Here is a 24,212-nt window from a genome sequence, read left to right on the forward strand (position 1 = left end):
AGGGACGCTGAGCGATCAGCATGTGTGGATCAGATCCTTCATTCGTGGACGCCCGCTATTTGACGTCCGACGGAAACCGCACCCGTGAAAGGTGCGGGTACTGCAAGGGTACGGGCGGTACGGCCCTTACGGAGCCGTACCGCCCGCGACCAGCGACCGGGGAAACGTCAGACGCGGCGACGCTTCGGCGGACGGCAGCCGTTGTGCGGGGTCGGGGTGACGTCCTGGATGGAGCCGACCTCGAGGCCCGTGGCCTGCAGGGAGCGGATCGCGGTCTCACGACCGGAGCCCGGGCCCTTGACGAAGACGTCGACCTTGCGCATGCCGTGCTCCTGGGCGCGGCGGGCGGCCGACTCAGCGGCCATCTGCGCGGCGAACGGCGTGGACTTCCGGGAGCCCTTGAAGCCGACGTGGCCGGCGGAGGCCCAGGAGATCACGTTGCCGGACGGGTCCGTGATCGAGACGATCGTGTTGTTGAACGTGCTCTTGATGTGCGCGTGGCCGTGAGCGACGTTCTTCTTTTCCTTGCGGCGCACCTTCTTGGCAGCGCCCTGACGACCCTTGGGGGGCATCTATAACTCCTACGGGAGGTGGTCGGTCCTACAGCGAAGACCGCTGGACGGCGAGTCCGCTGCGGACTACTTCTTGCCCGGCTTCTTCTTACCGGCGATGGCGCGACGCGGGCCCTTACGGGTGCGGGCGTTGGTGCTGGTGCGCTGACCGCGGACGGGCAGACCGCGACGGTGACGCAGACCCTGGTAGCAGCCGATCTCGACCTTGCGGCGGATGTCGGCCTGGATCTCGCGACGGAGGTCACCCTCGGTCTTGATGTTGTTGTCGACGTACTCGCGGATCGCGACCAGCTGCTCTTCGGTCAGGTCACGAACGCGGGTGTTCGGGTCGACGCCGGTCGCAGCCAGCGTCTCCTTCGAGAGGGTCCGGCCGATGCCGAACACGTAGGTGAGGGCGACCTCCACGCGCTTTTCGCGCGGGATGTCAACACCGGAAACGCGTGCCATTCAATGGCTCCTGGTGATCTTCGGAGGTCTTCCGCAGAACCGGATCCCGGCCGCCGTACCAGGTACGAACCGGGTCCCCGGCCTCCGAACCGGGGGTGTCGAGCTGGATGGCTCGGGTTCTGCGTATGAACAAATTCAGCTCGCGTCGCGCGAAACTCTGCGATAGAGGTGCAGAGGGTGATGGTCGTGCGTCAGCCCTGGCGCTGCTTGTGGCGCGGGTTCTCGCAGATGACCATGACCCGGCCGTGACGGCGGATCACCCTGCACTTGTCGCAGATCTTCTTGACGCTCGGCTTGACCTTCATGGGATTGAGGTTCTCCGGGTCAGTGCCACCACCCCGCCGGAACGGGATGCGGGCAAGATCTACTTGTACCGGTAGACGATCCGGCCACGCGTCAGGTCGTAAGGAGACAACTCCACCACGACCCGGTCGTCAGGGAGGATACGGATGTAGTGCATACGCATCTTGCCGCTGATGTGTGCCAGGACCTGGTGGCCGTTCTGGAGCTCGACCTTGAACATAGCGTTAGGAAGAGACTCGACGACAGTGCCCTCGATCTCGATGGCACCTTGCTTCTTGGCCACGCTTCGCCCTTCGAATCGACTACCTTGATCGACTCTCCTGCGAGCATGCGGACATGCGGGTGCACGAGAGCCGACGAGTCAGTCTACGTCGGCGTACCCGGAAAGGCGAATCGAGAAAGTCTGCCCCACCCGCGAGATCACTAAGCGAGCGGATCCGGGGCGGTCGTGATGCCGTACTCCGCCAGCTTGGCCTTGCCTCCGTCGGGGGCCGTCAGGACCAGGGGGCCCTCCGGGGTGAGGGCGACCGAGTGCTCCCAGTGAGAGGACCAGGTGCCGTCGGTGGTGATGACCGTCCAGTCGTCGGAGAGGACCTCGGTCTTCGCGGTGCCGAGGGAGACCATCGGCTCGATCGCGAGGCAGAAGCCGGGCACCAGCTTGGGGCCCTTGCCGCGGCGGCGGTCGACGTAGTTCAGCAGATGCGGGTCCATGTGCATCTCGGTGCCGATGCCATGGCCGCCGTAGTCCTCGATGATCCCGTACTTGCCGCCGCCCGGCTTCGGCTGGCGGCGGATGTAGGTCTCGATGGCACGGGAGATGTCGACCAGGCGGTTGCCCTGCTTCATGGCCGCGATACCGGCCCACATCGACTCTTCCGTCACCCGCGACAGCTCGATCAGCTCCGGAGCGTGACCGGAGCCCACGAACGCCGTGTAGGCGGCGTCGCCGTGCCAGCCGTCGATGATCGCGCCGCAGTCGATGGAGATGACGTCGCCGTCCTTGAGGACGACATCGTCGGAGGGGATGCCGTGGACGACCACGTCATTGACCGACGTGCAGATCGTGGCGGGGAAGCCGCCGTAGCCCAGGAAGTTCGACTTCGCGCCGTGCTCGGCGAGGACCTTGCGGGCGACCTCGTCCAGGTCCTTGGTGGAGGCGCCGGGCACCGCCGCCTCGCGGGTGGCCGCATGGATGGCGGCTACGACCAGGCCCGCCGCCCGCATCTTGGCGATCTGCTCGGGCGTCTTGATCTGCACCATGGGGCCTGCGCTCTCCGTCACTCACGTCGGCTGGGTTTACCTGTACAACAGTACGGCCGCGGCACCCGGGGTCGGGCACCGCGGCCGGAAGGCCCTGACTCTACTGTTCGGCCTTCTCGCGCTTGAGTGCCTCCAGCGCCCGCTGCGTGATCTCGTCCACGGGGCCCAGGGAGGAGATCGTCACGACCAGGCCCTGCGTCTTGTAGTAGTCGATGATCGGCTCGGTCTGCGTGTGGTAGACCTCCAGCCGCTTGCGGACGGTCTCCTCGGAGTCGTCGTCGCGCTGGTACAGCTCACCGCCGCAGATGTCGCAGACACCCTCCTTCTTCGGCGGGCTGTACGTCACGTGGAAGACATGGGAGGGCTCGTTGCGGCAGAGGCGCCGGCCGGCGATCCGCTTGACGACCTCCTCCTCCGGGACCTCCAGGTCCAGGACGGCGTCCACCTTGATGCCCTCGGTCACCAGCAGCTCGTCCAGCGCCTCGGCCTGCGACACGTTCCGCGGGAAGCCGTCCAGCAGGAAGCCGCCCTCGGCGTCCGGCTGCTCCATGCGGTCCTTGGCCATCGCGATGGTGACCTCGTCGGGGACGAGGTTGCCGGCGTCCATGTAGGACTTCGCGAGCTTGCCCAGCTCGGTCTGCTGGCTGATGTTGGCCCGGAACAGGTCGCCCGTGGAGATGTGCGGGATGGCCAGCTTCTCAGCGAGGCGGACGGCTTGCGTTCCCTTACCGGCACCCGGCGGCCCGACGAGGACGATACGCATCAGCGGAGGAACCCTTCGTAATTGCGCTGCTGGAGCTGGCTCTCGATCTGCTTCACCGTCTCGAGACCGACACCCACGATGATCAGGATGCTGGTACCGCCGAACGGGAAGTTGTTCGTCGCCCCGAACCCGACCAACGCCATTGTTGGCACGAGAGCAATCAGACCCAGATACAGCGAACCCGGCCAGGTGATCCGGTTGAGCACATAGCTGAGGTACTCAGCGGTCGGTCGGCCAGCCCGGATGCCCGGGATGAAGCCACCATACTTCTTCATGTTGTCGGCGACTTCCTCGGGGTTGAAGGAGATCGCCACGTAGAAGAACGCGAAGAACACGATGAGCAAGAAGTACAAAGTGATGTAAAGCGGGTGGTCGCCCTTGGTCAGGTTGTTCTGGATCCACTGCTTCCAGCTCGAATTGCCGCCCGCGAACTGCGCCACCAGCGCCGGGATGTAGAGCAGCGACGAGGCGAAGATGACGGGAATCACACCCGCCTGGTTCACCTTGAGCGGGATGTACGTGGACGTACCACCGTAGGAACGACGGCCGATCATGCGCTTCGCGTACTGCACCGGGATACGGCGCTGGGCCTGCTCGACGAAGACCACGAGCGCGACCATGACCAGGCCGACCAGGATCACCGTGCCGAACTCGATCCAGCCGCCGGCCAGGGTGCCCTGCTTCTTGATCGCCCACAGCGCGGACGGGAAGGTCGCCGCGATCGAGATGAACATCAGGATCGACATGCCGTTGCCGATACCGCGGTCGGTGATCAGCTCACCGAGCCACATCACCACACACGTACCGGCGGTCATGCAGACAACCATCGTGATCGTCGCGAAGATCGCCTGGTCCGGGACGATGCTCGACGCGACCGAGCACCCGTTGAAGAGCGCGCCGCTGCGGGCGGTGGCGACGAGGCCGGTGCCCTGGAGGATGGCGAGTGCCACGGTGAGGTAACGCGTGTACTGCGTGATCTTCGCCGTGCCGGCCTGGCCCTCCTTCTTCAGGGCTTCCAGACGCGGGATGACCACGGTCAGCAGCTGAAGGATGATGCTGGCCGTGATGTACGGCATGATGCCGAGCGCGAAGACCGTGATCTGCAGCAGCGCACCGCCGCTGAACATGTTCACGAGGCCGAACAGGCCCTGGTTGGCCCCCGCCTCGCTGACACACTGCTGGACGGCCTTGTAGTTGACGCCGGGGATCGGGATGTGGGTACCGACCCGGTAGACCACGATGATGGCCAGCGTGAAGAGCAGCTTCTTGCGCAGGTCGGGCGTCTTGAACGCCCGGGCGAACGCGGTGAGCACGGTGCCTCCTGCGACCCCCGCGCAACTGCGTCAAGGGTGACGGTCTTGAGGTTCGACGGATACAGACGAATTACTAACGGTCAACTGCCGCTCAGGGTGCCCCATGGGAAGCACCCGATGAAAGTAGGCAGTGCTGGCCACCTTACCGGCGAGAGCACCGCCCTAGGAACGACCGACCGGGGATACCCCTTTTGTGGGGTATCCCCGGTCGGGATCGTTCACGTCATCGAGGGACCTGAGGGACTCAGACCAGCTCGGTGACCGTACCGCCGGCGGCGGTGATCTTCTCCTTGGCGGAGCCGGAGACGGCGTCGACCGTCACCTGCAGCGCCACGGAGATCTCGCCCTGGCCGAGGACCTTGACGAGGCTGTTCTTGCGAACGGCACCCTTGGCCACCAGACCCTCGACCGTGACCTCGCCACCCTCGGGGTAGAGCGCGGCCAGCTTGTCGAGGTTCACGACCTGGAACTCGGTCTTGAACGGGTTCTTGAAGCCCTTCAGCTTCGGGAGGCGCATGTGCAGCGGCATCTGGCCGCCCTCGAAGCGCTCCGGAACCTGGTAACGGGCCTTCGTACCCTTCGTACCACGACCGGCCGTCTTACCCTTCGACGCCTCACCACGACCGACACGGGTCTTGGCGGTCTTGGCGCCCGGGGCGGGACGGAGGTTGTGGATCTTCAGCGGGTTCTGCTCCGCCATGATCAGTCGACCTCCTCGACCGTCACGAGGTGGCGGACGGTGTGCACCATGCCGCGGAACTCGGGGCGGTCCTCCTTGACGACCACGTCGTTGACCTTCTTCAGGCCAAGCGAACGCAGGGTGTCACGGTGGTTCTGCTTGCTGCCGATGTAGGACTTGACCTGCGTGATCTTGAGCTGCGCCACGATTACGCACCCGCCCCAGCACGCGCACGCAGCAGGGCCGCGGGAGCGACGTCCTCGAGCGGCAGACCACGGCGGGCCGCGATCTCCTCGGGACGCTGCAGACCCTTCAGGGCCTCCACGGTGGCGTGCACGATGTTGATGGCGTTGTCGGAGCCGAGCGACTTCGACAGCACGTCGTGGATACCGGCGCACTCGAGCACGGCACGCACCGGACCACCGGCGATCACACCGGTACCCGGGGACGCGGGCTTGAGCAGCACGACGCCGGCAGCCTTCTCACCCTGGATCGGGTGCGGGATGGTGCCCTGGATACGGGGGACCTTGAAGAAGTGCTTCTTGGCCTCCTCAACGCCCTTGGCGATGGCGGCCGGCACCTCCTTGGCCTTGCCGTAACCGACACCCACGGTGCCGTCACCGTCGCCCACCACGACCAGCGCGGTGAAGCTGAAGCGACGACCACCCTTCACAACCTTGGCGACGCGGTTGATCGCGACAACGCGCTCAACGTACGCGGTCTTCTCGGCGGCAGCAGCGCCGCCGTCACGGCCCTTCCGGTCCCGCCGCTCGCCGCCACCGGCACCGCTTCCGCGGCGCTGGGGTCCAGCCATTGGATTACCTCTCTCTTTCCGCTAGCTACAAGCGGCTCAGAACTTGAGCCCGGCTTCGCGGGCGGCGTCCGCCAGGGCGGCGATGCGCCCGGCGTACTGGTTGCCACCACGGTCGAACACGACGGCCTCGACACCGGCGGCCTTGGCACGCTCGGCGACCAGGGCACCGACCTGCTTGGCCTGCGCGGACTTGTCGGCCTCGCCACCACGGATCGACGCGTCCAGGGTGGACGCCGACGCCAGGGTGTGACCCTTCAGGTCGTCGATCACCTGCGCCACGATGTGGCGGTTGGAGCGGGTCACGACCAGACGGGGGCGCTCCGCCGTACCGGAGATCCGCTTGCGGATCCGGATGTGACGGCGCTTGATCGCGGCGCGCTTGTAGGCGTCGCCCTTCAGGATCTTCTGCCCGTATGCCATGGCTTACTTACCCGCCTTTCCGACCTTGCGGCGGATGACTTCGCCCTCGTACTTGACGCCCTTGGCCTTGTACGGGTCGGGCTTGCGCAGCTTGCGGATGTTGGCCGCAACCTCGCCGACCTTCTGCTTGTCGATGCCCTCGACCGAGAAACGGGTCGGGGTCTCCACCTTGAAGGTGATGCCCTCGGGGGCCTCGACGAGGATCGGGTGGCTGTAACCGAGAGCGAACTCCAGGTTCGAACCCTTGGCGGTCACTCGGTAACCGACACCGCTGATCTCGAGCTTCTTCACGTAACCCTGGGTCACGCCGGTGATCATGTTCGCCACCAGCGTGCGGGAGAGGCCGTGCAGGGCCTTGCTCTGACGCTCGTCGTTGGGGCGGGTCACCTGCAGGGTGCCGTCCTCGCCCTTGGCGATGTCGATCGGCGCCACGACGGTGTGGGTCAGCGAGCCCTTGGGGCCCTTGACCGAAACCGTACGGCCGTCGATGGTGACGTCCACGCCGGCGGGAACCGCGATGGGGAGCTTGCCGATGCGCGACATAGCTGTTTCCTCCGTTCCCTTCTGCTACCAGACGTAGGCGAGGACTTCCCCACCCACGCCCTTCTTGCCGGCCTGCTTGTCGGTGAGGAGCCCGTGGGACGTGGAGATGATCGCCACGCCGAGGCCGCCGAGCACCTTCGGCAGGTTGGTGGACTTCGCGTACACCCGGAGACCGGGCTTGGAGATCCGCTTGATGCCCGCGATGGAGCGCTCACGGTTGGGGCCGAACTTCAGCTCCAGGACGAGGTTCTTGCCGACCTCGGCGTCCTCGACCTTCCAGCCCGTGATGAAGCCCTCCTGCTGGAGGATCTCCGCGATGTGAGACTTGATCTTCGAGTGCGGCATCGCCACGGAGTCGTGGTACGCCGAGTTCGCGTTACGCAGACGCGTGAGCATGTCTGCGATCGGATCAGTCATGGTCATGAATTGGCCTTCGGCCTCTCTCGCCGGGGTTTCCTGGTGCGCCATCCCTCTCCCCGATCCGAGACGGGACGGGTGCGGCGCGGTGGACCTACGGCGTAGTAAGTCGTACGGGCGACAGTCAGGCGCCCAACCCTCCAAGCCTAAGCCATGAAGGGGAGGGCACCTGACACGCCCATTGCTTACCGAGAGCTTCAGGAATCCCTGATAACAGGGATTACCAGGAGCTCTTGGTCACGCCCGGCAGCTCGCCACGGTGAGCCATCTCACGAAGGCACACGCGGCACAGGCCGAACTTGCGGTACACGGAGTGCGGGCGGCCGCAGCGCTGGCAGCGGGTGTAGCCACGCACACCGAACTTGGGCTTGCGAGCAGCCTTAGCGATCAGAGCCTTCTTCGCCATCTCGCTCACGCCTCCTTGAAGGGGAAGCCGAGGTGACGAAGGAGCGCGCGGCCCTCAGCGTCGTTGGTCGCCGTGGTCACCACGGTGATGTCCATACCCCGGGTGCGGTCGATCTTGTCCTGGTCGATCTCGTGGAACATGACCTGCTCCGTGAGACCGAAGGTGTAGTTGCCACGGCCGTCGAACTGCTTGGGGGACAGGCCGCGGAAGTCGCGGATGCGCGGCAGCGCGAGCGACAGGGTGCGGTCCAGGAACTCCCACATGCGGTCGCCACGGAGCGTGACGTGGGCACCGATCGGCTGACCCTCACGCAGCTTGAACTGCGCGATGGACTTGCGGGCCTTGGTGACGGCCGGCTTCTGACCGGTGATGGTGGTCAGGTCGCGGATCGCGCCCTCGATCAGCTTCGAGTCACGGGCGGCGTCGCCGACACCCATGTTGACCACGATCTTGACGAGGCCGGGGATCTGCATGACGTTCTCGTACTTGAACTCGTCACGCAGCTTGCCCGCGATCTCCTCGCGGTACTTCTGCTTCAGACGCGGAGTGGTGGTGGTAGCCATCAGATGTCCTCACCCGTCCGCTTGGCAACGCGGATCTTGTTGCCTTCGTCGTCGAAGCGGTAACCGACACGCGTGACGACCTTCTGACCGTCCTTCTCCACGACCAGCTGAACGTTGGACACGTGGATGGGGGCCTCGGTGGTCACGATGCCGCCGGCCTGGGAGCCGCTGGCGGTCGGGCCGGCCTTGGTGTGCTTCTTGACCCGGTTGACACCCTCGACCAGGACGCGGTCCTCGCGGGGGTAGGCCGCGATGACCTTGCCCTGCTTGCCCTTGTCCTTGCCGGTGATGACCTGGACCAGGTCGCCCTTCTTGATCTTCATGCTTACAGCACCTCCGGCGCGAGCGAGATGATCTTCATGAACTTCTTCTCGCGCAGCTCACGGCCGACCGGGCCGAAGATGCGGGTGCCGCGAGGGTCGCCGTCGTTCTTCAGAATGACGGCGGCGTTCTCGTCGAAGCGGATGTACGAGCCGTCCGGACGGCGGCGCTCCTTGACGGTGCGAACGATGACCGCCTTGACGACGTCACCCTTCTTCACGTTGCCACCGGGGATCGCGTCCTTGACGGTGGCGACGATGACGTCACCGATGCCCGCGTAGCGGCGACCGGAGCCACCGAGCACACGGATGCAAAGGATCTCCTTCGCACCAGTGTTGTCGGCGACACGCAGTCGCGACTCCTGCTGGATCACGTCTATCTCCTGTTTGTCTGCCGGTTCCCCGGGAGCCGCTCAGCCGAGCGGCTCCCGGAGCCTGGCGGAACTGTCCTGCGAGGGATGCCCCGCAGGAACGTACTTTTTGGAATTCCCTTGCGGGAATTACCTACTTGGCCTTCTCGAGGATCTCGACGACGCGCCAGCGCTTCGTCGCGGACAGCGGCCGGGTCTCCATGAGGAGGACGCGGTCGCCGACACCCGCGGCGTTCTGCTCGTCGTGCGCCTTGAGCTTGTTGGTACGGCGGATGACCTTGCCGTACAGCGCGTGCTTGACGCGGTCCTCGACAGCGACGACGACGGTCTTGTCCATCTTGTCGCTGACGACGAGACCCTCACGGGTCTTGCGGAAGCCGCGCGCCTCTGCGTTCTCAGTCACGTTCTTCTCGCTCATCAGGCGTTCTCCACCGTTTCGATGCCCAGCTCACGCTCGCGCATCAGGGTGTAGATCCGCGCGATGTCCTTGCGGACCGCCTTCAGACGGCCGTGGTTCTCGAGCTGCCCGGTCGCCGCCTGGAAACGGAGGTTGAACAGCTCTTCCTTGGCCTCGCGGAGCTTCGCCAGAAGCTCCTCGTTGCCCAGCTCGCGCAGCTCGGACGCCTTGGTACCGACCGACATCACGCTTCACCTGCCTCGCGCTTGACGATGCGGCACTTCATCGGCAGCTTGTGGGCCGCACGAGTGAGAGCCTCACGCGCAATCTTCTCGTTCGGGTAGGACAGCTCGAACATGACCCGTCCCGGGTGCACGTTCGCGATCCACCACTCCGGCGAACCCTTACCGGAACCCATGCGGGTCTCGGCCGGCTTCTTCGTGAGCGGACGGTCCGGGTAGATGTTGATCCAGACCTTGCCACCACGCTTGATGTGGCGGGTCATCGCGATACGGGCCGCCTCGATCTGGCGGTTGGTCACGTACGCCGGCGTGAGGGCCTGGATGCCGTACTCGCCGAACGCGACCGTCGTACCGCCCTTGGCCTGACCACGGCGCTTCGGGTGGTGCTGCTTGCGGTGCTTGACCCTACGGGGGATCAGCATGTCGGTCAGGCCTCCGTTCCGGTGCTCTCAGCCGGAGCCTCGGCCTTGGGAGCCTCGGCCTTGGGAGCCTCGGCCTTGGGAGCCTCGGCGCCGGCAGCCTGCTGCGGCTTGCGACCGCGCCGCTCGCCACCGCGGCCACCACGGGCCGGGCGGTCGGCACCACCGCGAGCCGGGCGGTTACCCGCACGGGCGGCAGCGTTCTCGGCGCGGACCTCGGCGATGTTCTTGACGTCGCCCTTGTAGATCCAGACCTTCACACCGATGCGGCCGAAGGTCGTCTTGGCCTCGAAGAAGCCGTAGTCCACGTTCGCGCGGAGCGTGTGCAGGGGCACACGGCCCTCGCGGTAGAACTCCGAGCGGGACATCTCGGCGCCGCCGAGACGGCCACCGCACTGGATCTTGATGCCCTTGGCGCCGGCCTTCATCGCCGACTGCATGCTCTTGCGCATGGCACGGCGGAAGGAGACGCGGGAGGACAGCTGCTCGGCGACGGCCTGGGCCACCAGCTGAGCGTCCGTCTCCGGGTTCTTGACCTCGAGGATGTTCAGCTGGACCTGCTTGCCGGTCAGCTTCTCCAGGTCACCGCGGATGCGGTCGGCCTCGGCGCCGCGGCGGCCGATGACGATGCCCGGGCGAGCGGTGTGGATGTCCACGCGGACGCGGTCACGGGTGCGCTCGATCTCCACCTTCGAGATACCGGCGCGCTCCATGCCGGACGTCATCATCCGACGGATGGCGACGTCTTCCTTGACGTAGTCCTTGTACAGCTTGTCGGCGTACCAACGCGACTTGAAGTCGGTCGTGACACCGAGTCGGAACCCATGCGGGTTTACCTTCTGGCCCATTACCGGGTTCCTTCCTTGCTGCTGACGACCACGGTGATGTGGCTGGTCCGCTTGCGGATCCGGTAGGCACGGCCCTGGGCACGCGGACGGAACCGCTTCAGGGTCGGACCCTCGTCGACGTACGCCTCGGAAACGAAGAGGCTGTCGGCGTCGGTGTGGTCGTAGTTGTGCGCGGCGTTGGCGATGGCGCTGTCGAGCACCTTGCCGACCGGCACGGAGGCTGCCTGCGGAGCGAATCGCAGAACAGCCTGGGCCTCCGTGGCGTCCATGCCACGGATGAGGTCCACCACACGGCGGGCCTTCATGGGCGTGACGCGGATGTACCGCGCCTGGGCCCTGGCTTCCATGGTTGTCCCTTCAGAGTTACTTACGTGTCTGAATGCGATCCGCTACTAGCGGCGCTTCGACTTCCGGTCTTCCTTGACGTGACCCCGGAAGGTACGCGTCGGCGAGAACTCGCCGAGCTTGTGACCGACCATCGACTCGGTGACGAACACCGGGATGTGGGTCTTGCCGTTGTGCACCGCGAGCGTGTGGCCCAGCATGGCCGGGACGATCATCGAGCGGCGGGACCAGGTCTTGATGACGTTCTTGGTGCCGGCTTCGTTCTGGGCGTCCACCTTCTTGATCAGGTGGTCGTCGACGAAGGGCCCCTTCTTCAGGCTACGAGGCATCTCAACCCGTCCTTAGCGCTTCTTGTTCGTCTTGCGGCGGCGGACGATGTACTTGTTCGACGCCTTCTTGGGCGAACGAGTACGGCCTTCCTTCTTGCCCCACGGGGACACAGGGTGGCGACCACCGGAGGTCCGGCCCTCACCACCACCGTGCGGGTGGTCAACCGGGTTCATCACGACACCACGGACGGTCGGGCGAACGCCCAGCCACCGCTTACGGCCGGCCTTACCCCAGTTGATGTTGCTCTGCTCGGCGTTGCCGACCTCACCGACGGTGGCGCGGCAGCGGACGTCGACCAGGCGGATCTCACCGGACGGCATGCGCAGGTGGGCGTAGGCGCCCTCCTTCGCGAGCAGCTGCACGGAGGCACCGGCGGAGCGGGCGAACTTGGCACCGCCACCGGGACGGAGCTCGATCGCGTGGATCGTGGTACCGACCGGGATGTTGCGGAGGGCCAGGTTGTTGCCCGGCTTGATGTCGGCCCCGGGACCGTTCTCGACGCGGTCACCCTGCTGCAGGTTGCGCGGGGCGAGGATGTAGCGCTTCTCGCCGTCGGCGTAGTGCAGCAGCGCGATGCGCGCGGTGCGGTTGGGGTCGTACTCGATGTGCGCGACCTTCGCCGGCACGCCGTCCTTGTCGTGACGACGGAAGTCGATCACTCGGTAGGCGCGCTTGTGTCCGCCACCCTGGTGGCGAACGGTCACACGACCGGCGTTGTTACGGCCGCCCTTGCTGTGCAGGGGGCGGACCAGCGACTTCTCCGGCGTGGACCGCGTGACCTCGACGAAGTCGGCAACGCTGGCGCCACGACGGCCCGGCGTAGTCGGCTTGTACTTGCGGATTCCCATTTCTCAGTCCTCGTCCGATATCGGACGATCCGGACCGCCCTTAGGCGGTCGGACCGCCGAAGATGTCGATACGGTCGCCCTCGGCGAGGGTCACGATCGCGCGCTTGCTGCCGGCACGCTGACCGAAACCGGTCTTCGTGCGCTTGCGCTTGCCCTGGCGGTTGATCGTGTTGACCCCGGTGACCTTGACGTCGAAGACCGCCTGGACGGCCTGCTTGATCTGGGTCTTGTTGGCGCCCGGGGCGACGATGAACGTGTACTTGTTCTCGTCGAGGAGCGCGTAGCTCTTCTCCGAGACGACCGGCTTGACGAGCACGTCACGGGGGTCCGTGAAGGACTTGCTCAGCGGGGTCTCGACGGTGTTCTTGCCCTCGGCGGCGTGGCGACGCGCCTTGGCGACGCGCGCGGCCTTGGCGGCCTTGGCGGCCTTCGAGGCGATAGCGGGGTGACGGATGGCCATCAGACCTCGCTCCCTTCGGTGTCGGTGTTCCGCGCAGCAGTAGGCGCGCCGGACACGAAGGACTCGAAAGCGGCCTGGGTGAAGACCACGTCGTCCGAGACGAGAACGTCGTACGTGTTCAGCTGGCCCGGCTCCAGGATGTGGACCTGGGGCAGGTTGCGGGCGGACAGCCACGCGGCCTCGTCGGCGCGGTCGACGACCAGGAGCAGGTTCTTGCGCTCCGAGATCTTGCCGAACAGCGACTTGGCGGCCTTGGTGCTGGGGGTCTCGCCCTCGACCACGCCGGAGACGACGTGGATGCGGTTGTGACGCGCCCGGTCGGTGAGGGCACCGCGCAGGGCGGCGGCCTTCATCTTCTTCGGGGTGCGCTGCGAGTAGTCACGCGGCTGCGGGCCGTGCACGACGCCACCACCGGCGAACTGCGGCGCGCGGGTCGAACCCTGACGGGCGCGACCGGTGCCCTTCTGGCGGTACGGCTTCTTGCCGCCACCACGGACCTCGCCACGGGTCTTCGTCTTGTGCGTGCCCTGACGGGCAGCGGCCAGCTGCGCGACGACGACCTGGTGGATCAGCGGAACGCTGACCTTGGCGTCGAAGATCTCCGCGGGGAGCTCGACGGAACCGGCCTTGTCGCCAGCCGGCGAAAGGATGTCAACAGTGCTCATCGGTTACCTCAGGCCCCCTTGGCCGCGGTGCGGACCAGGACGAGGCCGCCGTTCGGACCGGGAACCGCGCCCTTGATGAGCAGCAGACCCTTCTCCGCGTCAACGGCGTGGACGGTCAGGTTCTGGGTGGTGACCCGCTCGTTGCCCATGCGACCCGCCATGCGGAGGCCCTTGAACACACGGCCCGGGGTGGCGCAGCCACCGATGGAACCGGGAGAGCGGTGCTTGCGCTGGGTGCCGTGCCCGGCGCCGAGGCCACGGAAGTTGTGGCGCTTCATGACACCGGCGAAGCCCTTGCCCTTGCTCTTGCCGGTGACGTCGACCTTCACGCCGGCCTCGAACACCTCAGCGGTGATCTCCTGGCCCAGCGTGTACTCGGAGGCGTCCGCGGTGCGGATCTCGACGAGGTGGCGACGGGGGGTGACGTCGGCCTTGGCGAAGTGCCCCTTGAGGGGCTTGTTCACCTTGCGCGGGTCGATCTCGCCGAAGGCGATCTGGACCGACTCGTAGCCGTCGACGTCGTTGGTACGAACCTGGGTCACGACGTTGGGGCCGGCCTTGACGACGGTGACCGGAACAACACGGTTGTTCTCGTCCCACACCTGCGTCATGCCGAGCTTCTCGCCCAGGATGCCCTTGATCTGCTTAGCCATTCTCAGCCCACCAGCCTCAGAGCTTGATCTCGATGTCGACACCGGCCGGGAGGTCGAGTCGCATCAGAGAGTCAACGGTCTTGGGGGTCGGGTCGAGAATGTCGATCAGGCGCTTGTGCGTGCGCATCTCGAAGTGCTCGCGCGAGTCCTTGTACTTGTGCGGCGACTTGATGACGCAGTACACGTTCTTCTCAGTGGGCAGCGGCACCGGGCCCGCGACCGACGCACCAGTGCGGGTCACCGTCTCGACGATCTTCTTCGCCGAGGAGTCGATGACCTCGTGGTCGTAGGCCTTGAGCCGGATGCGGATCTTCTGTCCCGCCATGGCTACTCAGTAGTCCTGTCTCTCTTGGCTCTGGAACCCGGCGGATTCCTTCTGCTGCCTTCGCTTCTCCGACCCACGCGGTCGGGCGTGTCGCGCTTCCGCTGACAAAGATGTCCCTTGTTCGAACATCCCTGCGGGGAATGCGACGGCCCTTCCGGAACCGCGGACCGGGGACCTCAGGCCCACCGGGCGCCTGGCCGGTGTCGCGCCCACGCTTCCCGGAAGATTCCCGTACGTCCGCCCCAGTGCTGCCCGAGGGCAGTTAGGACGACGAGTACTGTGGGACTCGCTTCCGGTCCTCCCGGCGGGAGGCGCGCAGCATCAACACTCGACCGAGCAACTCGGACAGTCTGCCATAGGGGACGGGGGCTCCGCCAATCGGGCCGGAGAGAATACCCCGGGGGTGACGTAGGTCAAACCGGGGCGCCGGAGCCCCGGGCTCCCCTCACGCGCGCGTTGTCGTCTCGCAGGCGAGGACTTCGGCGACCAGGTCCCGAGCGCGGTCCGCCAGGTAGAAGTGGCCGCCGGGGAAGACACGCAGGGTGAAGCCTGAGCGGGTCACGTCCTGCCAGGCACGGACGGCCTCTTCCGGGACGTCCACGTCCTCCGTTCCGCCGTAGGCGGCAACCGGGCAGGGCAGGGTCATGACCCGGGGCTCGTACGTGCTGAGCAGCCGGTAGTCGGACCGGATGGCCGGCAGGACCAGAGGGCGCAGCTCCGGATGGTCGAAGGCCTCGGCCTGGGTGCCGCCGAGGGCGCGCACCTCGGCGATGAGCCTGTCGTCATCCAGGTGGGCCAGTGCCCGGGCGGGGTGGGACCGTCCAGGGCCCCGGCGGGCGGATACGCAGAGCAGCGCCGGGGACCGGTCCTGGGCGGCCAGCCGTGCCGCGGTCTCGTAGGCGACGGAGGCACCCATGCTGTGGCCGAAGAACACCAGGGGCCGGTCGGCGAGGGGGGCGCACGCGCGGGCGATCGCCTCGGCGAGCTGCTCCATCGACTCGGCGAAGGGTTCGGCGAGCCGGTCCTCACGGCCGGGATAGCACACCGCGAGCAGCTCCACGTCGCCCGGCACCGCCTCCGCCCACGGTACGAAGTAGCTCGCCGCTCCTCCGGCGTGCGGGAAACAGACGAGCCGCAGCCGCGGCCGGGAGCAGGGCTTCAGGGTCCGCAGCCAGCGGCCGGTCATCTCGTGTGGCTCCTTCGCGGCGTCCGCCCGGCGGGGCGGGAGGGGAACATACGGCGTTCGGCGTCGGTCAGGATGTCGACGGATCCGATCCGGCGGGCCGGATCGGCGACCACGGCGGCGAGGAAGCGGGTGAACCGCTGTGTCAGCGCGTGCGCGGTCTCCTCCTCGAACAGGTCGGTGCGGTACTGGAGCCTGCCCTCGATCGGTCCGGCCTCGGTCTCGGCCAGCTGGAACGTGAGGTCGAACTTCACCGACGGCAGGGCCACGGGAAGCGGCGTGGCCCGGACGCCGGGCAGCCGGAGGGCGGCGGGAGGCGTGTTGCGCAGCGAGAGCATCGTCTGGAACAGAGGGTGGTGCGCGGGACTGCGTGTCGGCCGTGTCGCCTCGACCACCTGGTCGAACCCGATGTCCTGCTGGGCGTAGTCGGCGAGGTCGGCGTCCCGCACGGAGGCCAGCAGATCGGCGAAGGCGGGGTTGCCCGAGGTATCGGTGCGCAGCACCAGGCTGTTCACGAAACAGCCGACGATGTCCTCGTACGACGGATGCGTGCGCCCGGCCACCACGGCTCCGATCGGTACGTCGGTGCCGGCGCCGAGCCGGGTGAGCAGGGCCGCCAGCGCGGCGTGCAGCACCATGAACAGGCTCGCGCCGGCCCCTGCCGCGACCGTTCGGGCGCGGGAGGCGGTCTCGGCGTCCAGGGTGAAGCGGGCCTCGGCCCCCTCGGCGTTCGCCACGGCCGGCCGCGGCCGGTCCACGGGCAGGTCGACACAGTCCGGGAGGCCGTTCAGGCGCTCCCGCCAGTAGCCGATCTGCCCCGTGAGGTCTCTCGCCCGCTCGCGCAGCGCGTACTCGCTGTACGGCGTGACCGGCTCCCAGTCGGGTGCCCGGCCTCCGCCGCGGGCGTCGTAGGCCGTGCTCAGGTCACGTGCGAGCAGGCCGAGCGACCACCCGTCCAGCGCGATGTGGTGGGCCGCCACGAGCAGCACGGCGTCGTCGGGGCCGGTCTCGAACAACACCGCGCGCACGGGCGGTCGTTCGGCCAGCTGCCAGCCGGTGCCGAGTTCCGCGCGGATGGCCTCGTCGAGTGCGGCCGGGTCGATCCCGCGGACCGACAGGTCCGGCACCTGGTCGGTGATCCGCTGGCGCGGCTCGCCGTCGATCTCCGGATAGACGGTGCGCAGCGCCTCGTGCCGTGCGGCCGTGTCGGCGAGGGCCGCACGGAGGAGGCCGTGGTCGACGTGTCCGGTGAGCCGGACCGCCCACGGCACCGTGTAGCTCGGGCCCGCCAGCTTGTCGATGAACCACAGTCTGCGCTGGCCCGGTGAGAGCGGGATCGTGTCCCGGTCGAGGACGGCGGGGACCGGAGCGGGGACCGTCCCGGAGGGCAGCGCCGCCGCGAGAGCGGACACCGTCGGGTGATCGAACAGCGTGCGCAGCGTGACGTCGGTGCCGAGTGCCACGCGCACCCGGGCGATCACCTGGGTGGCGGACAGCGAGTGCCCGCCGAGCTCGAAGAAGTCGTCGTCCAGGCCTACGTCGGTGATGCCCAGGGCGTCCCGGAACGCCTGCTGTACGGCCGCCTCGCGCTCGTCCCGCGGGGTGCTGGAACCCGCCGGGCCCGCCGAGCCGCGGAAGTCGGGGGCGGGCAGCGCCGCCCGATCGAGTTTGCCGTTCGGGTTGAGCGGCAGCTCGTCGAGGGGTACGAAGGCGGCGGGGACCAGGTGCCGGGGCAGCGCCCCGGTGGCATGGGCCCGGACCTCACCGCCGGAGGCCGTGCCCACCACGTAGGCGACGAGCTGTTTCTGGCCCGTGGCGTCCTCACGGGCCACTACGGCGACGGCGGTGACGCCGGGGCAGCATGCCAGCACAGCCTCGATCTCACCCGGTTCGACACGGAAGCCGCGGATCTTCACCTGGTCGTCCACGCGGCCCAGGTAGTCGAGGTCACCGTCCGGGGTGCGGCGTACGAGGTCGCCGGTGCGGTACATACGCTCGCCGGGCCGGCCGAAGGGGTCGGCGAGGAACCGCTGGGCGGTCAGCGCGGGCCGGCCCAGATAGCCGTCGGCGACGCCCGCTCCGGCCAGGTACAGCTCGCCCTCGGTGCCCGGCGGGACCGGCCGCAGCACGGAGTCGAGGACGTAGGCGCGGCGAGCGGCGAGCGGCCGTCCGATCAGGGGTCTGGCCGTCGGGTCGTCCGGGGCGCGCCAGGCCGTGGCATAGACCGTGGCCTCCGTCGGCCCGTAGAGGTTGAGGATCTCGGACTCCGGGAGGCGCTCGCGGAGTTTGGCGACCAGAGCGGCCGGCAGTGCCTCGCCCGCGAGGACGACCGTCCCGGCGGCGAACGGCGTGGCGGTCTGCTGGAGCAGGCCGGCCACGGCGGAGGGCACCCCGCTGAGCAGGCTGCCCTTCCAGGGGCGTTCCGCCAGAGCCAGCAGGTTCGGCACCAGTTCCACCGTGCCGCCCGCCGCGAGCGGGGCGAACAGCTCGAACACGGACACGTCGAAGTTCAACGAGGTCGCGGCCAGGACGTGGCGCAGCCGGTGGGTGCCGAGCTCGGTGACAGCCCAGTGCACGAACTCGGCCATCGCGGCGGCGGAGACCACGACGCCCTTGGGGGTGCCGGTGGAGCCGGAGGTGTAGATGACGTAGGCGGCGGCTCCAGGAGGGGTGGGGGTGGGAGTGACGGCGGTGGCCGGAGCCTTCCCGTCGTGCCCGTCCTTCCCGTCCTGCCTGTCGTGCTCGTCGTGCTCGTCGTGCTCGTCCAGGGAGAGCGTGGGAACCAGTGTCTCCAGCCGTCCGGTGCCGTCCGTCAGCAGCAGGACGGGGGCAGCGTCCCGCAGCATGAAGCGGATGCGGTCGTCGGGGTAGGCGGGGTCCACGGGCAGGTAGGCGGCGCCGGTCTTCAGCACGGCCAGCAGGGCGACCGGCAGTCGGGTCGTACGGGCCAGCGAGAGAGCCACGAGGGTGCCCGGCCGGGCGCCGCGAGCCCGCAGCCGGTCGGCGAGTCGCCCGGCCCGCTCGTCCAGCTCGCGGTAGGTCAGGCTGCCGTCGCCGCTGATGACGGCGACGGCGTCGGGTGTCTCGGCGACACGCGCGGCGATCGAGGCGTGCACCCCGGGCACCCGCCGGCGCTCCTCGGCCGGCGGCACCGGCGGCGGGAGCACAACCTCGCCGGAGGTACCCAGTGGGGCGGTGGCGACCGGGGTGCCCTGGGCGAGGGCCGCCAGAAAGGCCGGGAAGCGCCGGCTGTGGCCGACCAGATCCGACGGCGTGTACAACGCGGGGTTGGCATCGAGGTCGATCCGGACCCGGTCCCGGGCCGCCCGGTCGGTCACGCAGGAGAAGGACAGGTCGAAGACCGGCCCGTGCGCGAGGCCGTGCACGGTCGCCGGATGCTCCCCGAAGCGCAGATCGCGGTGGAACGGCAGGATGTTCACCAGGGGGCCGAAGACGGCGTCGCCGGTGCGCAGGTCGCGGCGCAGGTGCTCGAACCGGTACCGCTGGCGACGCAGCGAGCGCCACACCGAACCGGCGACCTCGGCCGTCAGCTCCGGCAGGGTCCGGGCCCCGTCCACCCGCACCCGCAACGGCACGATGTTCGACGCCGTGCCGGCGAAGGCCTGGGCCGCCGCGCCGGTCCGGCCCGGGGTCGGCAGACCGAGCACCACGTCGCGTGCCCCGGTCGTGCGGGAGAGGTAGGCGGCGACACCCGCGATCAGGGCCGGGGAGAAGTGCGCGGCGCTGTCCCCGGCGGCACGGACCAGGCCGTCCGCGGTGTCCGAGGGCAGCACCAGGGTGCGGCGGTGGAACTCGCCGGGCACGGATGCCGTCCGGCCGGCGATCGTCGGCGGCGGCGCGGGCAGACCGCGCAGATGCTCCAGCCAGTAGGCGCGGTCCGCGTCCCGGGCCGGAGAGCCGGCGTAGCCGGCGTCCGCCTCGAGCATGGCCCGCTGGCTAGTGAACCGCTGGGCGGGCAGGTCCGGTCGTGCGTACAGCTCAGCCACCCGCCGGGTGACCAAGGCATGCCCGTAGCCGTCCATCACGATGTGGTGCGCCCGCTGGTACCACAGGAACCGGCGCGGCCCCAGGACGAACAGCGCCTGGGTGAACAGCGGGCCGCGGGAGAGAGCGACCGGGCGGGCGAGGTCGGCGGCCATGTGGGCATGTGCCGCGGCACGGGGGTCGTCGGCGCTCTGCAGGTCGGTGACCTCCACGCGCCACGCGGAGGTGTCGGCGGTCAGTACGGGGCCGTGCGGCCCGTCGGCGAAGGTCACCCGCAGGGTGCCGGTCTCCTCGACCGCCCGGTGTACGGCGGCCACGAAGGCCGGCACGTCCACGGGTCCGTCGATGTCGACGTACTGAGCACCCTGGTAACCCGTTCCCGACGGGTCGAGTTGGTGCGCGTACCAGATGCCGAGCTGCGCGTCGGTCAGCGGCTGCGTCATGCTCCCCTACCAGTCGAAGGCGCGGGCGTCGGCCAGGTTGACGCCGAGCGCGGTCTTGCCGACGTAGGCGAGGCACTCGTCGGGCTTGGCGGGCATCACGGAACAGAACGGCGCCTCGCGCAGATACCGCTGCAACGGCCGGCGCCGGTCGAGCGCGGCGGTGCCGACCAGCTGCGGGGCGCTCGCCACCAGGTCCGCGAGCAGCTCCCCCACGGCGTACTTCGCCGCGTGCACACCGGCGTTGGTCCCTTGCGTCCCACGGGCCATGTCGACCTCGGCGCAGGCCGCGTAGGTGAGGGCGCGGGCCGCGGTCAGCCGGATCGACAGCCTGCCCAGCTCCCGGACGACCACCGGCGAGGCGGCGCGGGCCGGGCTGGTGCGCACACTCTCCGTGAGTTCGCGCAGGATCGCCCCGGCGAGTCCCAGGTAGGCACCGGTGTAGCCGGACACCATCCAGTGCGGCTCGCGGACCAGCTTGAACAGGGACATGCCCTCGACACCGAGGAAGAGCCGCTCGCGCCCGACGCGGACCCCGTCCAGTGTCATACCGGCCGTGTGGGTGCCGGCCAGGGCCTGGCCCGGCCAGGGGGTACCGAAGGCGACGCCCTCGTCGGTGGCGGCCACGACGAAGTGGGACACCTCGTTCTCGGCTTCCTCGGCGGCGTCCCGTGCGGCGACGACGTAGTAGTCGGCCACGCCGGCGAGGGACACGAAGGACTTCTGCCCCTCGAGCACGTAACCGCCGTCGTTGCGCCGGTAGGTGGTGCGAACTCCGCGCAGCTTGGCACCGCTGCCCGCCTCGGACGTGGCCGAGGCGAACATGCGGTCGTGTTCGGTGATCTCCCGGAACGCCCAGTCGGCGAAGGACCGCCCTGCCGTGCCGAGCCGCCCTCCGGCGGCCTCGCAGAGCGCCCCGATCGACACGTTGTGCATGTTCAGGGCTAGCGCCGTGGCCGCGTCCCGGGCGCCGAGGACCTCCAGGATCCGGGTGTACTGCGCGAACGAGAGACCGTCGCCGCCGGAGTCCCGTGGCACGAGCAGGCGCAGCAGCCCGGCGTCCTTGAGCAGCTTCAGGCCGGCCGTGCCGTCCGTGGCCCCCGTGTCCACGTCGGCCGCCAGCGGGGCCAGGGACTCGGTGAGCGCGGTGGCCCGGTCGAGGAGTTCGGCGGGGACCGCGGGTTCCACTGCCATCAGTGATTCCCCACCGGCAGGCCGAGGCCGCGGGCCACGGAGACGCGCAGCAGATCGTTCGGGCCGGCGTACACCGACCCGGCGAGGGCGCTGGCCAGGTCCGCGAAGCCGTCCCGGTCCCGGATGAAAGCACGTACCCCGGCGAGCATGCCGGCGGTCTCGGCGAGGTGCAGATGGTCCTCGGTGACGGAGATCTTGACCATGGCGGCCTCGTTCGCCAAGTGCCGGACGGCGGTGCCCCCGTCGATCCGGCGGGCCATCCCGTAGATCAGCTCGCGGGACCGGTGCACCCGGATCGCCATGTCGGCGACCCGGCCCGCGACCTGGTGGCTGGCTCCCATCGGGCGGTCGAACTGGCGGCGGGTGGCGGCCCATTGGACCGTCTCCTCCAGCAGCCGGCGCATGGGGCCGAGCGCATACGACAGCAGCAGTGCCCGCTCGCAGGTGGTCGTGGCGGCCATCACCATGAGGCCGGCGCCCTCGCGCAGCACCAGCCGGTCGGCCGGCACGGTGACGTCGTCGAAGGTGAGCGAGCCCATCGGGACGCCGGGCAGGGCGCTCTTGTCCTCCGGCGCGCCCCGGGTGACGCCGGGCGAGTCGAGGTCCACGAGGAACGCCGACAGGGCGAACGGGGAGCGTCCTTCGCCGGTTCTGGCGAAGACGAGACCGCGATCGGCGACGGGGGCCGCGGTGATGAAGGACTTACGGCCGGAAAGACGGTAGGAGCCGTCGGGCAGCCGGGTCGCGGTGGTGGTACCGGACAGCGGGTCGCTGCCGCCGCCCTCCTCCGTCGAGGCGTGGCACAGCAGCAGCTCACCGGTGGCGGTGCCGTCCAGCAGCCCGAGCTGCCCGGACGACAGCAGCATGCGCAGCGGCATCTGGATGCCGAACAGCTGGGAGGCGGCGCCGTAGCACAGGCCCGGGTCGATGCCGCCGAGGCCGAGCCCCTCGAACCTGGCCACGGCCTCGGTGACCCAGCCGTCGCCGCCTTCGTGCAGCACTCCCAGCCCGGCCAGCTCCCGCCAGTGGGCGCGGAAGCCGTCCCGCCCCGTGAACGCCGGCAGGGTGCCGGCCAGTTCACGGAACTTGCCGACGACCACTTCCTGTTCGTACATGTGCTCTCCCCCGGTGATCAGACGGTCTGCGCGCGCAGCGACGAGACGAGCTCCCACAGATGGGCGGGCGTGCGGAAGTTCGCGGCGACGATCTCCTCTTCCGGGATGCTGATCCCGCAGCGCTGCTCGATCTCCACCACGAGGGTGAGGACGCTCATCGAGTCGAGCAGGCCGGTGTCGAGCAGCCGCAGGTCAGGGGTGACCTCGAAGCCGGCGTCCTGGACGGCGAGCGGGGAGAGCGGGGACGCGGCGTACTCCTGGATCAGGGCGCACAGGTCGTCGACGGATTGCATCATGCTCCTTCGGTGCTGGCGAGCTCGGCAAGCTCGCGTCGGTCGACCTTTCCGTGCCCGCTCACCGGCAGGCGGTCGGTCAGGACAATGCGGTCGGGCAGCATCCGGCGCGGCAGCACGCCGGCCAGTGCGGTCAGGACCTGGCGCTCGTTCGTGGCGCCGACCACGTAGGCCCAGATCTCGCCCTCGTGCGCTCCCCGCTTGGCGACGACGGCGCAGGCCTCCGCGGCGACGGTCTCGCGCAGGGCGCTCTCGACGTCCCGCAGGTCGATGCGGTGGCCGCGGCGCTTGACCTGGTCGTCGGCGCGGCCGAGCAACAAGAGCCGGCCGTCGTCGTCGGTCTCGGCGAGGTCACCGGTGGGGTAGGCGCGGCGTGTGACGCCGTCGTCGAAGCGGACCTCGCGGGCGGGGTCGCGCAGTTGGCCGTCCACCAGGTAGCCGCGCAGCACGGTCGGTCCGGCGACATGCAGTTCGCCGCGCCGGGCGGGGTCGCCGTCCGGGTCCAGGACCACGGTGTGCACGCCGTCGACGGCCCGTCCGATCGGCACCGTGGCCCCGACCGTGCTGCCGGGCGGGAAGTGGGCGGCCGTGCACACGTTGGTCTCGGTGGGGCCGTACAGGTTGTGGCAGGAGGCGCCGGGGAACTCGGCGAGGTACCAGGCGAGCAGATCCGGCGGCAGCGGCTCGCCCGCGAAGGCGAACAACCTCAGCCGGGGCGCGCTCCCCCCGGTGAGCAGTCCCGTCTTGCGCAGCAGCCGGTACAGCGTGGGCACCGCGTACAGGACGGAGATCTCGTGCTCGCGCAGCCAGCCCGCGACCTCGGCCGGGAACGCGGTGAGCCGCTCGGGCATGAGGTGCACGGCCGCGCCCGCCAGAGCGGAGGAGTACAGGTCGAACGTGCTGAGGTCGAAGGTGAGCGCGGCCTGGGCGCCGACCCGGTCCTGGGCGCGCAGCCCGAGGGTGCGGGCGGCCCAGTCGGCGAAGTGCAGAACGTTCTCGTGGGACAGCAGCACGCCCTTGGGCGTACCGGTGCTGCCGGAGGTGGAGAAGATGTAGCCGCCGTCGAGTGCCAGGTCACCGGCGGTCTCGTCGGCGACCGGCAGCAGCACGAGGCTGTCCAGTTCGCTGCCCGCGGCGGCGCGGCCCAGCAGGGCGGCGGCCTCGGTCGCCCGAGCGGGGACCGTGGTGGCCAGGAAGTGCAGCCCGCTGCCGCGCACGGTGCGGGCGAGCCGGGCCGGCGGGTCGGCGGGATCGAGCGG

At 68.9% G+C, this 24,212-nt stretch carries 34 protein-coding genes; all 34 read right to left on the minus strand.

Going from position 1 to position 24,212, the window contains the following annotated elements:
* Positions 1 to 167: 167 nt before the first annotated feature.
* Positions 168 to 572 (minus strand): 30S ribosomal protein S11, encoded by a 405-nt coding sequence (gene rpsK, locus M878_RS65695; RefSeq protein ID WP_003956432.1) that lies wholly within the window; start codon positions 570 to 572, stop codon positions 168 to 170.
* Between the two features lie 66 nt (positions 573 to 638).
* Positions 639 to 1,019 (minus strand): 30S ribosomal protein S13, encoded by a 381-nt coding sequence (gene rpsM, locus M878_RS65700; RefSeq protein ID WP_023547369.1) that lies wholly within the window; start codon positions 1,017 to 1,019, stop codon positions 639 to 641.
* A 191-nt stretch (positions 1,020 to 1,210) separates the two neighbouring features.
* Positions 1,211 to 1,324, minus strand: coding sequence for a 50S ribosomal protein L36 (gene rpmJ, locus M878_RS65705; protein WP_003998809.1), 114 nt, complete (start codon positions 1,322 to 1,324; stop codon positions 1,211 to 1,213).
* A 59-nt stretch (positions 1,325 to 1,383) separates the two neighbouring features.
* On the minus strand, positions 1,384 to 1,605 hold the full coding sequence (infA, locus tag M878_RS65710) for a translation initiation factor IF-1 (protein ID WP_003948620.1): 222 nt from the start codon (positions 1,603 to 1,605) through the stop codon (positions 1,384 to 1,386).
* Positions 1,606 to 1,745: 140 nt separating this feature from the next.
* Positions 1,746 to 2,582, minus strand: a complete 837-nt coding sequence (gene map, locus M878_RS65715) for a type I methionyl aminopeptidase (RefSeq protein WP_023547370.1) — start codon at positions 2,580 to 2,582, stop codon at positions 1,746 to 1,748.
* A 100-nt stretch (positions 2,583 to 2,682) separates the two neighbouring features.
* Positions 2,683 to 3,345: an adenylate kinase gene (locus M878_RS65720; RefSeq protein ID WP_023547371.1), complete on the minus strand. Its 663-nt coding sequence runs from the start codon at positions 3,343 to 3,345 to the stop codon at positions 2,683 to 2,685.
* Positions 3,345 to 4,658: a preprotein translocase subunit SecY gene (gene secY / locus M878_RS65725; RefSeq protein WP_023547372.1), complete on the minus strand. Its 1,314-nt coding sequence runs from the start codon at positions 4,656 to 4,658 to the stop codon at positions 3,345 to 3,347. The genes M878_RS65720 and secY overlap by 1 nt, the downstream gene beginning before the upstream one ends.
* Positions 4,659 to 4,902: 244 nt before the next feature.
* On the minus strand, positions 4,903 to 5,358 hold the full coding sequence (rplO, locus tag M878_RS65730; protein ID WP_023547373.1) for a 50S ribosomal protein L15: 456 nt from the start codon (positions 5,356 to 5,358) through the stop codon (positions 4,903 to 4,905).
* A 2-nt stretch (positions 5,359 to 5,360) separates the two neighbouring features.
* Complete coding sequence (gene rpmD / locus M878_RS65735) at positions 5,361 to 5,543, minus strand: 50S ribosomal protein L30 (RefSeq protein WP_004984515.1); 183 nt, start codon at positions 5,541 to 5,543, stop codon at positions 5,361 to 5,363.
* A 2-nt stretch (positions 5,544 to 5,545) separates the two neighbouring features.
* Entirely contained in the window at positions 5,546 to 6,151 is a 606-nt protein-coding gene (gene rpsE / locus M878_RS65740; RefSeq protein ID WP_019753099.1) for a 30S ribosomal protein S5, read from the minus strand.
* A gap of 36 nt (positions 6,152 to 6,187) precedes the next feature.
* On the minus strand, positions 6,188 to 6,571 hold the full coding sequence (rplR, locus tag M878_RS65745; RefSeq protein ID WP_014674380.1) for a 50S ribosomal protein L18: 384 nt from the start codon (positions 6,569 to 6,571) through the stop codon (positions 6,188 to 6,190).
* Between the two features lie 3 nt (positions 6,572 to 6,574).
* Positions 6,575 to 7,114 carry a 50S ribosomal protein L6 gene (gene rplF / locus M878_RS65750; protein ID WP_023547374.1) on the minus strand — a complete coding sequence of 180 codons (540 nt, stop codon included), beginning with the start codon at positions 7,112 to 7,114 and terminating at the stop codon, positions 6,575 to 6,577.
* Positions 7,115 to 7,138: 24 nt separating this feature from the next.
* Positions 7,139 to 7,537, minus strand: coding sequence for a 30S ribosomal protein S8 (rpsH, locus tag M878_RS65755; RefSeq protein ID WP_004984520.1), 399 nt, complete (start codon positions 7,535 to 7,537; stop codon positions 7,139 to 7,141).
* 214 nt (positions 7,538 to 7,751) lie between these two features.
* Positions 7,752 to 7,937, minus strand: coding sequence for a type Z 30S ribosomal protein S14 (locus tag M878_RS65760; RefSeq protein WP_003948630.1), 186 nt, complete (start codon positions 7,935 to 7,937; stop codon positions 7,752 to 7,754).
* Positions 7,938 to 7,942: 5 nt separating this feature from the next.
* Positions 7,943 to 8,500 carry a 50S ribosomal protein L5 gene (rplE, locus tag M878_RS65765; RefSeq protein WP_023547375.1) on the minus strand — a complete coding sequence of 186 codons (558 nt, stop codon included), beginning with the start codon at positions 8,498 to 8,500 and terminating at the stop codon, positions 7,943 to 7,945.
* Positions 8,500 to 8,823: a 50S ribosomal protein L24 gene (gene rplX, locus M878_RS65770; RefSeq protein WP_023547376.1), complete on the minus strand. Its 324-nt coding sequence runs from the start codon at positions 8,821 to 8,823 to the stop codon at positions 8,500 to 8,502. Before rplX ends, rplE begins: the two co-directional genes overlap by 1 nt.
* A gap of 2 nt (positions 8,824 to 8,825) precedes the next feature.
* Complete coding sequence (rplN, locus tag M878_RS65775) at positions 8,826 to 9,194, minus strand: 50S ribosomal protein L14 (protein WP_003998823.1); 369 nt, start codon at positions 9,192 to 9,194, stop codon at positions 8,826 to 8,828.
* Between the two features lie 130 nt (positions 9,195 to 9,324).
* Positions 9,325 to 9,609: a 30S ribosomal protein S17 gene (rpsQ, locus tag M878_RS65780; RefSeq protein ID WP_018543912.1), complete on the minus strand. Its 285-nt coding sequence runs from the start codon at positions 9,607 to 9,609 to the stop codon at positions 9,325 to 9,327.
* A complete protein-coding gene (gene rpmC / locus M878_RS65785; RefSeq protein ID WP_023547377.1) occupies positions 9,609 to 9,833 on the minus strand; it encodes a 50S ribosomal protein L29 in 225 nt (74 codons plus the stop codon). The genes rpsQ and rpmC overlap by 1 nt, the downstream gene beginning before the upstream one ends.
* Positions 9,833 to 10,252: a 50S ribosomal protein L16 gene (gene rplP, locus M878_RS65790; RefSeq protein WP_004927269.1), complete on the minus strand. Its 420-nt coding sequence runs from the start codon at positions 10,250 to 10,252 to the stop codon at positions 9,833 to 9,835. Before rplP ends, rpmC begins: the two co-directional genes overlap by 1 nt.
* Before the next feature lie 5 nt (positions 10,253 to 10,257).
* A complete protein-coding gene (rpsC, locus tag M878_RS65795; RefSeq protein ID WP_023547378.1) occupies positions 10,258 to 11,097 on the minus strand; it encodes a 30S ribosomal protein S3 in 840 nt (279 codons plus the stop codon).
* Positions 11,097 to 11,444 carry a 50S ribosomal protein L22 gene (gene rplV / locus M878_RS65800; protein ID WP_023547379.1) on the minus strand — a complete coding sequence of 116 codons (348 nt, stop codon included), beginning with the start codon at positions 11,442 to 11,444 and terminating at the stop codon, positions 11,097 to 11,099. Before rplV ends, rpsC begins: the two co-directional genes overlap by 1 nt.
* Positions 11,445 to 11,489: 45 nt before the next feature.
* Complete coding sequence (gene rpsS, locus M878_RS65805) at positions 11,490 to 11,771, minus strand: 30S ribosomal protein S19 (protein ID WP_023547380.1); 282 nt, start codon at positions 11,769 to 11,771, stop codon at positions 11,490 to 11,492.
* A gap of 12 nt (positions 11,772 to 11,783) precedes the next feature.
* Entirely contained in the window at positions 11,784 to 12,620 is an 837-nt protein-coding gene (gene rplB, locus M878_RS65810) for a 50S ribosomal protein L2 (protein WP_018543909.1), read from the minus strand.
* Between the two features lie 40 nt (positions 12,621 to 12,660).
* Positions 12,661 to 13,080 carry a 50S ribosomal protein L23 gene (rplW, locus tag M878_RS65815; protein ID WP_023547381.1) on the minus strand — a complete coding sequence of 140 codons (420 nt, stop codon included), beginning with the start codon at positions 13,078 to 13,080 and terminating at the stop codon, positions 12,661 to 12,663.
* Positions 13,080 to 13,745, minus strand: coding sequence for a 50S ribosomal protein L4 (gene rplD / locus M878_RS65820; RefSeq protein WP_023547382.1), 666 nt, complete (start codon positions 13,743 to 13,745; stop codon positions 13,080 to 13,082). Before rplD ends, rplW begins: the two co-directional genes overlap by 1 nt.
* Positions 13,746 to 13,753: 8 nt before the next feature.
* On the minus strand, positions 13,754 to 14,398 hold the full coding sequence (gene rplC / locus M878_RS65825) for a 50S ribosomal protein L3 (RefSeq protein ID WP_014674369.1): 645 nt from the start codon (positions 14,396 to 14,398) through the stop codon (positions 13,754 to 13,756).
* 16 nt (positions 14,399 to 14,414) lie between these two features.
* Positions 14,415 to 14,723 (minus strand): 30S ribosomal protein S10, encoded by a 309-nt coding sequence (gene rpsJ, locus M878_RS65830; RefSeq protein ID WP_003948644.1) that lies wholly within the window; start codon positions 14,721 to 14,723, stop codon positions 14,415 to 14,417.
* A 445-nt stretch (positions 14,724 to 15,168) separates the two neighbouring features.
* Positions 15,169 to 15,909 (minus strand): thioesterase II family protein, encoded by a 741-nt coding sequence (locus M878_RS65835; protein ID WP_023547383.1) that lies wholly within the window; start codon positions 15,907 to 15,909, stop codon positions 15,169 to 15,171.
* Positions 15,906 to 20,354 (minus strand): non-ribosomal peptide synthetase, encoded by a 4,449-nt coding sequence (locus M878_RS65840; RefSeq protein ID WP_023547384.1) that lies wholly within the window; start codon positions 20,352 to 20,354, stop codon positions 15,906 to 15,908. The genes M878_RS65835 and M878_RS65840 overlap by 4 nt, the downstream gene beginning before the upstream one ends.
* 6 nt (positions 20,355 to 20,360) lie before the next feature.
* Positions 20,361 to 21,545: an acyl-CoA dehydrogenase family protein gene (locus tag M878_RS65845; RefSeq protein ID WP_023547385.1), complete on the minus strand. Its 1,185-nt coding sequence runs from the start codon at positions 21,543 to 21,545 to the stop codon at positions 20,361 to 20,363.
* Positions 21,545 to 22,660, minus strand: coding sequence for an acyl-CoA dehydrogenase family protein (locus tag M878_RS65850; RefSeq protein ID WP_023547386.1), 1,116 nt, complete (start codon positions 22,658 to 22,660; stop codon positions 21,545 to 21,547). The genes M878_RS65845 and M878_RS65850 overlap by 1 nt, the downstream gene beginning before the upstream one ends.
* A gap of 17 nt (positions 22,661 to 22,677) precedes the next feature.
* A complete protein-coding gene (locus tag M878_RS65855; RefSeq protein ID WP_078630298.1) occupies positions 22,678 to 22,956 on the minus strand; it encodes a phosphopantetheine-binding protein in 279 nt (92 codons plus the stop codon).
* The coding region (locus tag M878_RS65860) for an AMP-binding protein (RefSeq protein WP_023547388.1) at positions 22,953 to 24,212 on the minus strand (1,260 nt) is incomplete at its 5' end. The genes M878_RS65855 and M878_RS65860, both read right to left, overlap by 4 nt.

Source organism: Streptomyces roseochromogenus subsp. oscitans DS 12.976 (assembly GCF_000497445.1).
In the GTDB taxonomy this organism is placed as follows: domain Bacteria; phylum Actinomycetota; class Actinomycetes; order Streptomycetales; family Streptomycetaceae; genus Streptomyces; species Streptomyces oscitans.

Coding starts and splice junctions, on each gene's coding strand:
- rpsK (WP_003956432.1), bottom strand. CDS start 572: ATGCCCCCCAAGGGTCGTCAGGGCGCTGCCAAGAAGGTGCGCCGCAAG.
- rpsM (WP_023547369.1), bottom strand. CDS start 1,019: ATGGCACGCGTTTCCGGTGTTGACATCCCGCGCGAAAAGCGCGTGGAG.
- rpmJ (WP_003998809.1), bottom strand. CDS start 1,324: ATGAAGGTCAAGCCGAGCGTCAAGAAGATCTGCGACAAGTGCAGGGTG.
- map (WP_023547370.1), bottom strand. CDS start 2,582: ATGGTGCAGATCAAGACGCCCGAGCAGATCGCCAAGATGCGGGCGGCG.
- M878_RS65720 (WP_023547371.1), bottom strand. CDS start 3,345: ATGCGTATCGTCCTCGTCGGGCCGCCGGGTGCCGGTAAGGGAACGCAA.
- rplO (WP_023547373.1), bottom strand. CDS start 5,358: ATGGCGGAGCAGAACCCGCTGAAGATCCACAACCTCCGTCCCGCCCCG.
- rpsE (WP_019753099.1), bottom strand. CDS start 6,151: ATGGCTGGACCCCAGCGCCGCGGAAGCGGTGCCGGTGGCGGCGAGCGG.
- rplR (WP_014674380.1), bottom strand. CDS start 6,571: ATGGCATACGGGCAGAAGATCCTGAAGGGCGACGCCTACAAGCGCGCC.
- rplF (WP_023547374.1), bottom strand. CDS start 7,114: ATGTCGCGCATCGGCAAGCTCCCCATCGCGGTTCCCGCCGGCGTGGAC.
- rpsH (WP_004984520.1), bottom strand. CDS start 7,537: ATGACCATGACTGATCCGATCGCAGACATGCTCACGCGTCTGCGTAAC.
- M878_RS65760 (WP_003948630.1), bottom strand. CDS start 7,937: ATGGCGAAGAAGGCTCTGATCGCTAAGGCTGCTCGCAAGCCCAAGTTC.
- rplE (WP_023547375.1), bottom strand. CDS start 8,500: ATGGCTACCACCACCACTCCGCGTCTGAAGCAGAAGTACCGCGAGGAG.
- rplX (WP_023547376.1), bottom strand. CDS start 8,823: ATGAAGATCAAGAAGGGCGACCTGGTCCAGGTCATCACCGGCAAGGAC.
- rpsQ (WP_018543912.1), bottom strand. CDS start 9,609: ATGAGCGAGAAGAACGTGACTGAGAACGCAGAGGCGCGCGGCTTCCGC.
- rpmC (WP_023547377.1), bottom strand. CDS start 9,833: ATGTCGGTCGGTACCAAGGCGTCCGAGCTGCGCGAGCTGGGCAACGAG.
- rplP (WP_004927269.1), bottom strand. CDS start 10,252: ATGCTGATCCCCCGTAGGGTCAAGCACCGCAAGCAGCACCACCCGAAG.
- rpsC (WP_023547378.1), bottom strand. CDS start 11,097: ATGGGCCAGAAGGTAAACCCGCATGGGTTCCGACTCGGTGTCACGACC.
- rplV (WP_023547379.1), bottom strand. CDS start 11,444: ATGGAAGCCAGGGCCCAGGCGCGGTACATCCGCGTCACGCCCATGAAG.
- rpsS (WP_023547380.1), bottom strand. CDS start 11,771: ATGCCTCGTAGCCTGAAGAAGGGGCCCTTCGTCGACGACCACCTGATC.
- rplB (WP_018543909.1), bottom strand. CDS start 12,620: ATGGGAATCCGCAAGTACAAGCCGACTACGCCGGGCCGTCGTGGCGCC.
- rplW (WP_023547381.1), bottom strand. CDS start 13,080: ATGGCCATCCGTCACCCCGCTATCGCCTCGAAGGCCGCCAAGGCCGCC.
- rplD (WP_023547382.1), bottom strand. CDS start 13,745: ATGAGCACTGTTGACATCCTTTCGCCGGCTGGCGACAAGGCCGGTTCC.
- rplC (WP_014674369.1), bottom strand. CDS start 14,398: ATGGCTAAGCAGATCAAGGGCATCCTGGGCGAGAAGCTCGGCATGACG.
- rpsJ (WP_003948644.1), bottom strand. CDS start 14,723: ATGGCGGGACAGAAGATCCGCATCCGGCTCAAGGCCTACGACCACGAG.
- M878_RS65835 (WP_023547383.1), bottom strand. CDS start 15,909: ATGACCGGCCGCTGGCTGCGGACCCTGAAGCCCTGCTCCCGGCCGCGG.
- M878_RS65840 (WP_023547384.1), bottom strand. CDS start 20,354: ATGACGCAGCCGCTGACCGACGCGCAGCTCGGCATCTGGTACGCGCAC.
- M878_RS65845 (WP_023547385.1), bottom strand. CDS start 21,545: ATGGCAGTGGAACCCGCGGTCCCCGCCGAACTCCTCGACCGGGCCACC.
- M878_RS65850 (WP_023547386.1), bottom strand. CDS start 22,660: ATGTACGAACAGGAAGTGGTCGTCGGCAAGTTCCGTGAACTGGCCGGC.
- M878_RS65855 (WP_078630298.1), bottom strand. CDS start 22,956: ATGATGCAATCCGTCGACGACCTGTGCGCCCTGATCCAGGAGTACGCC.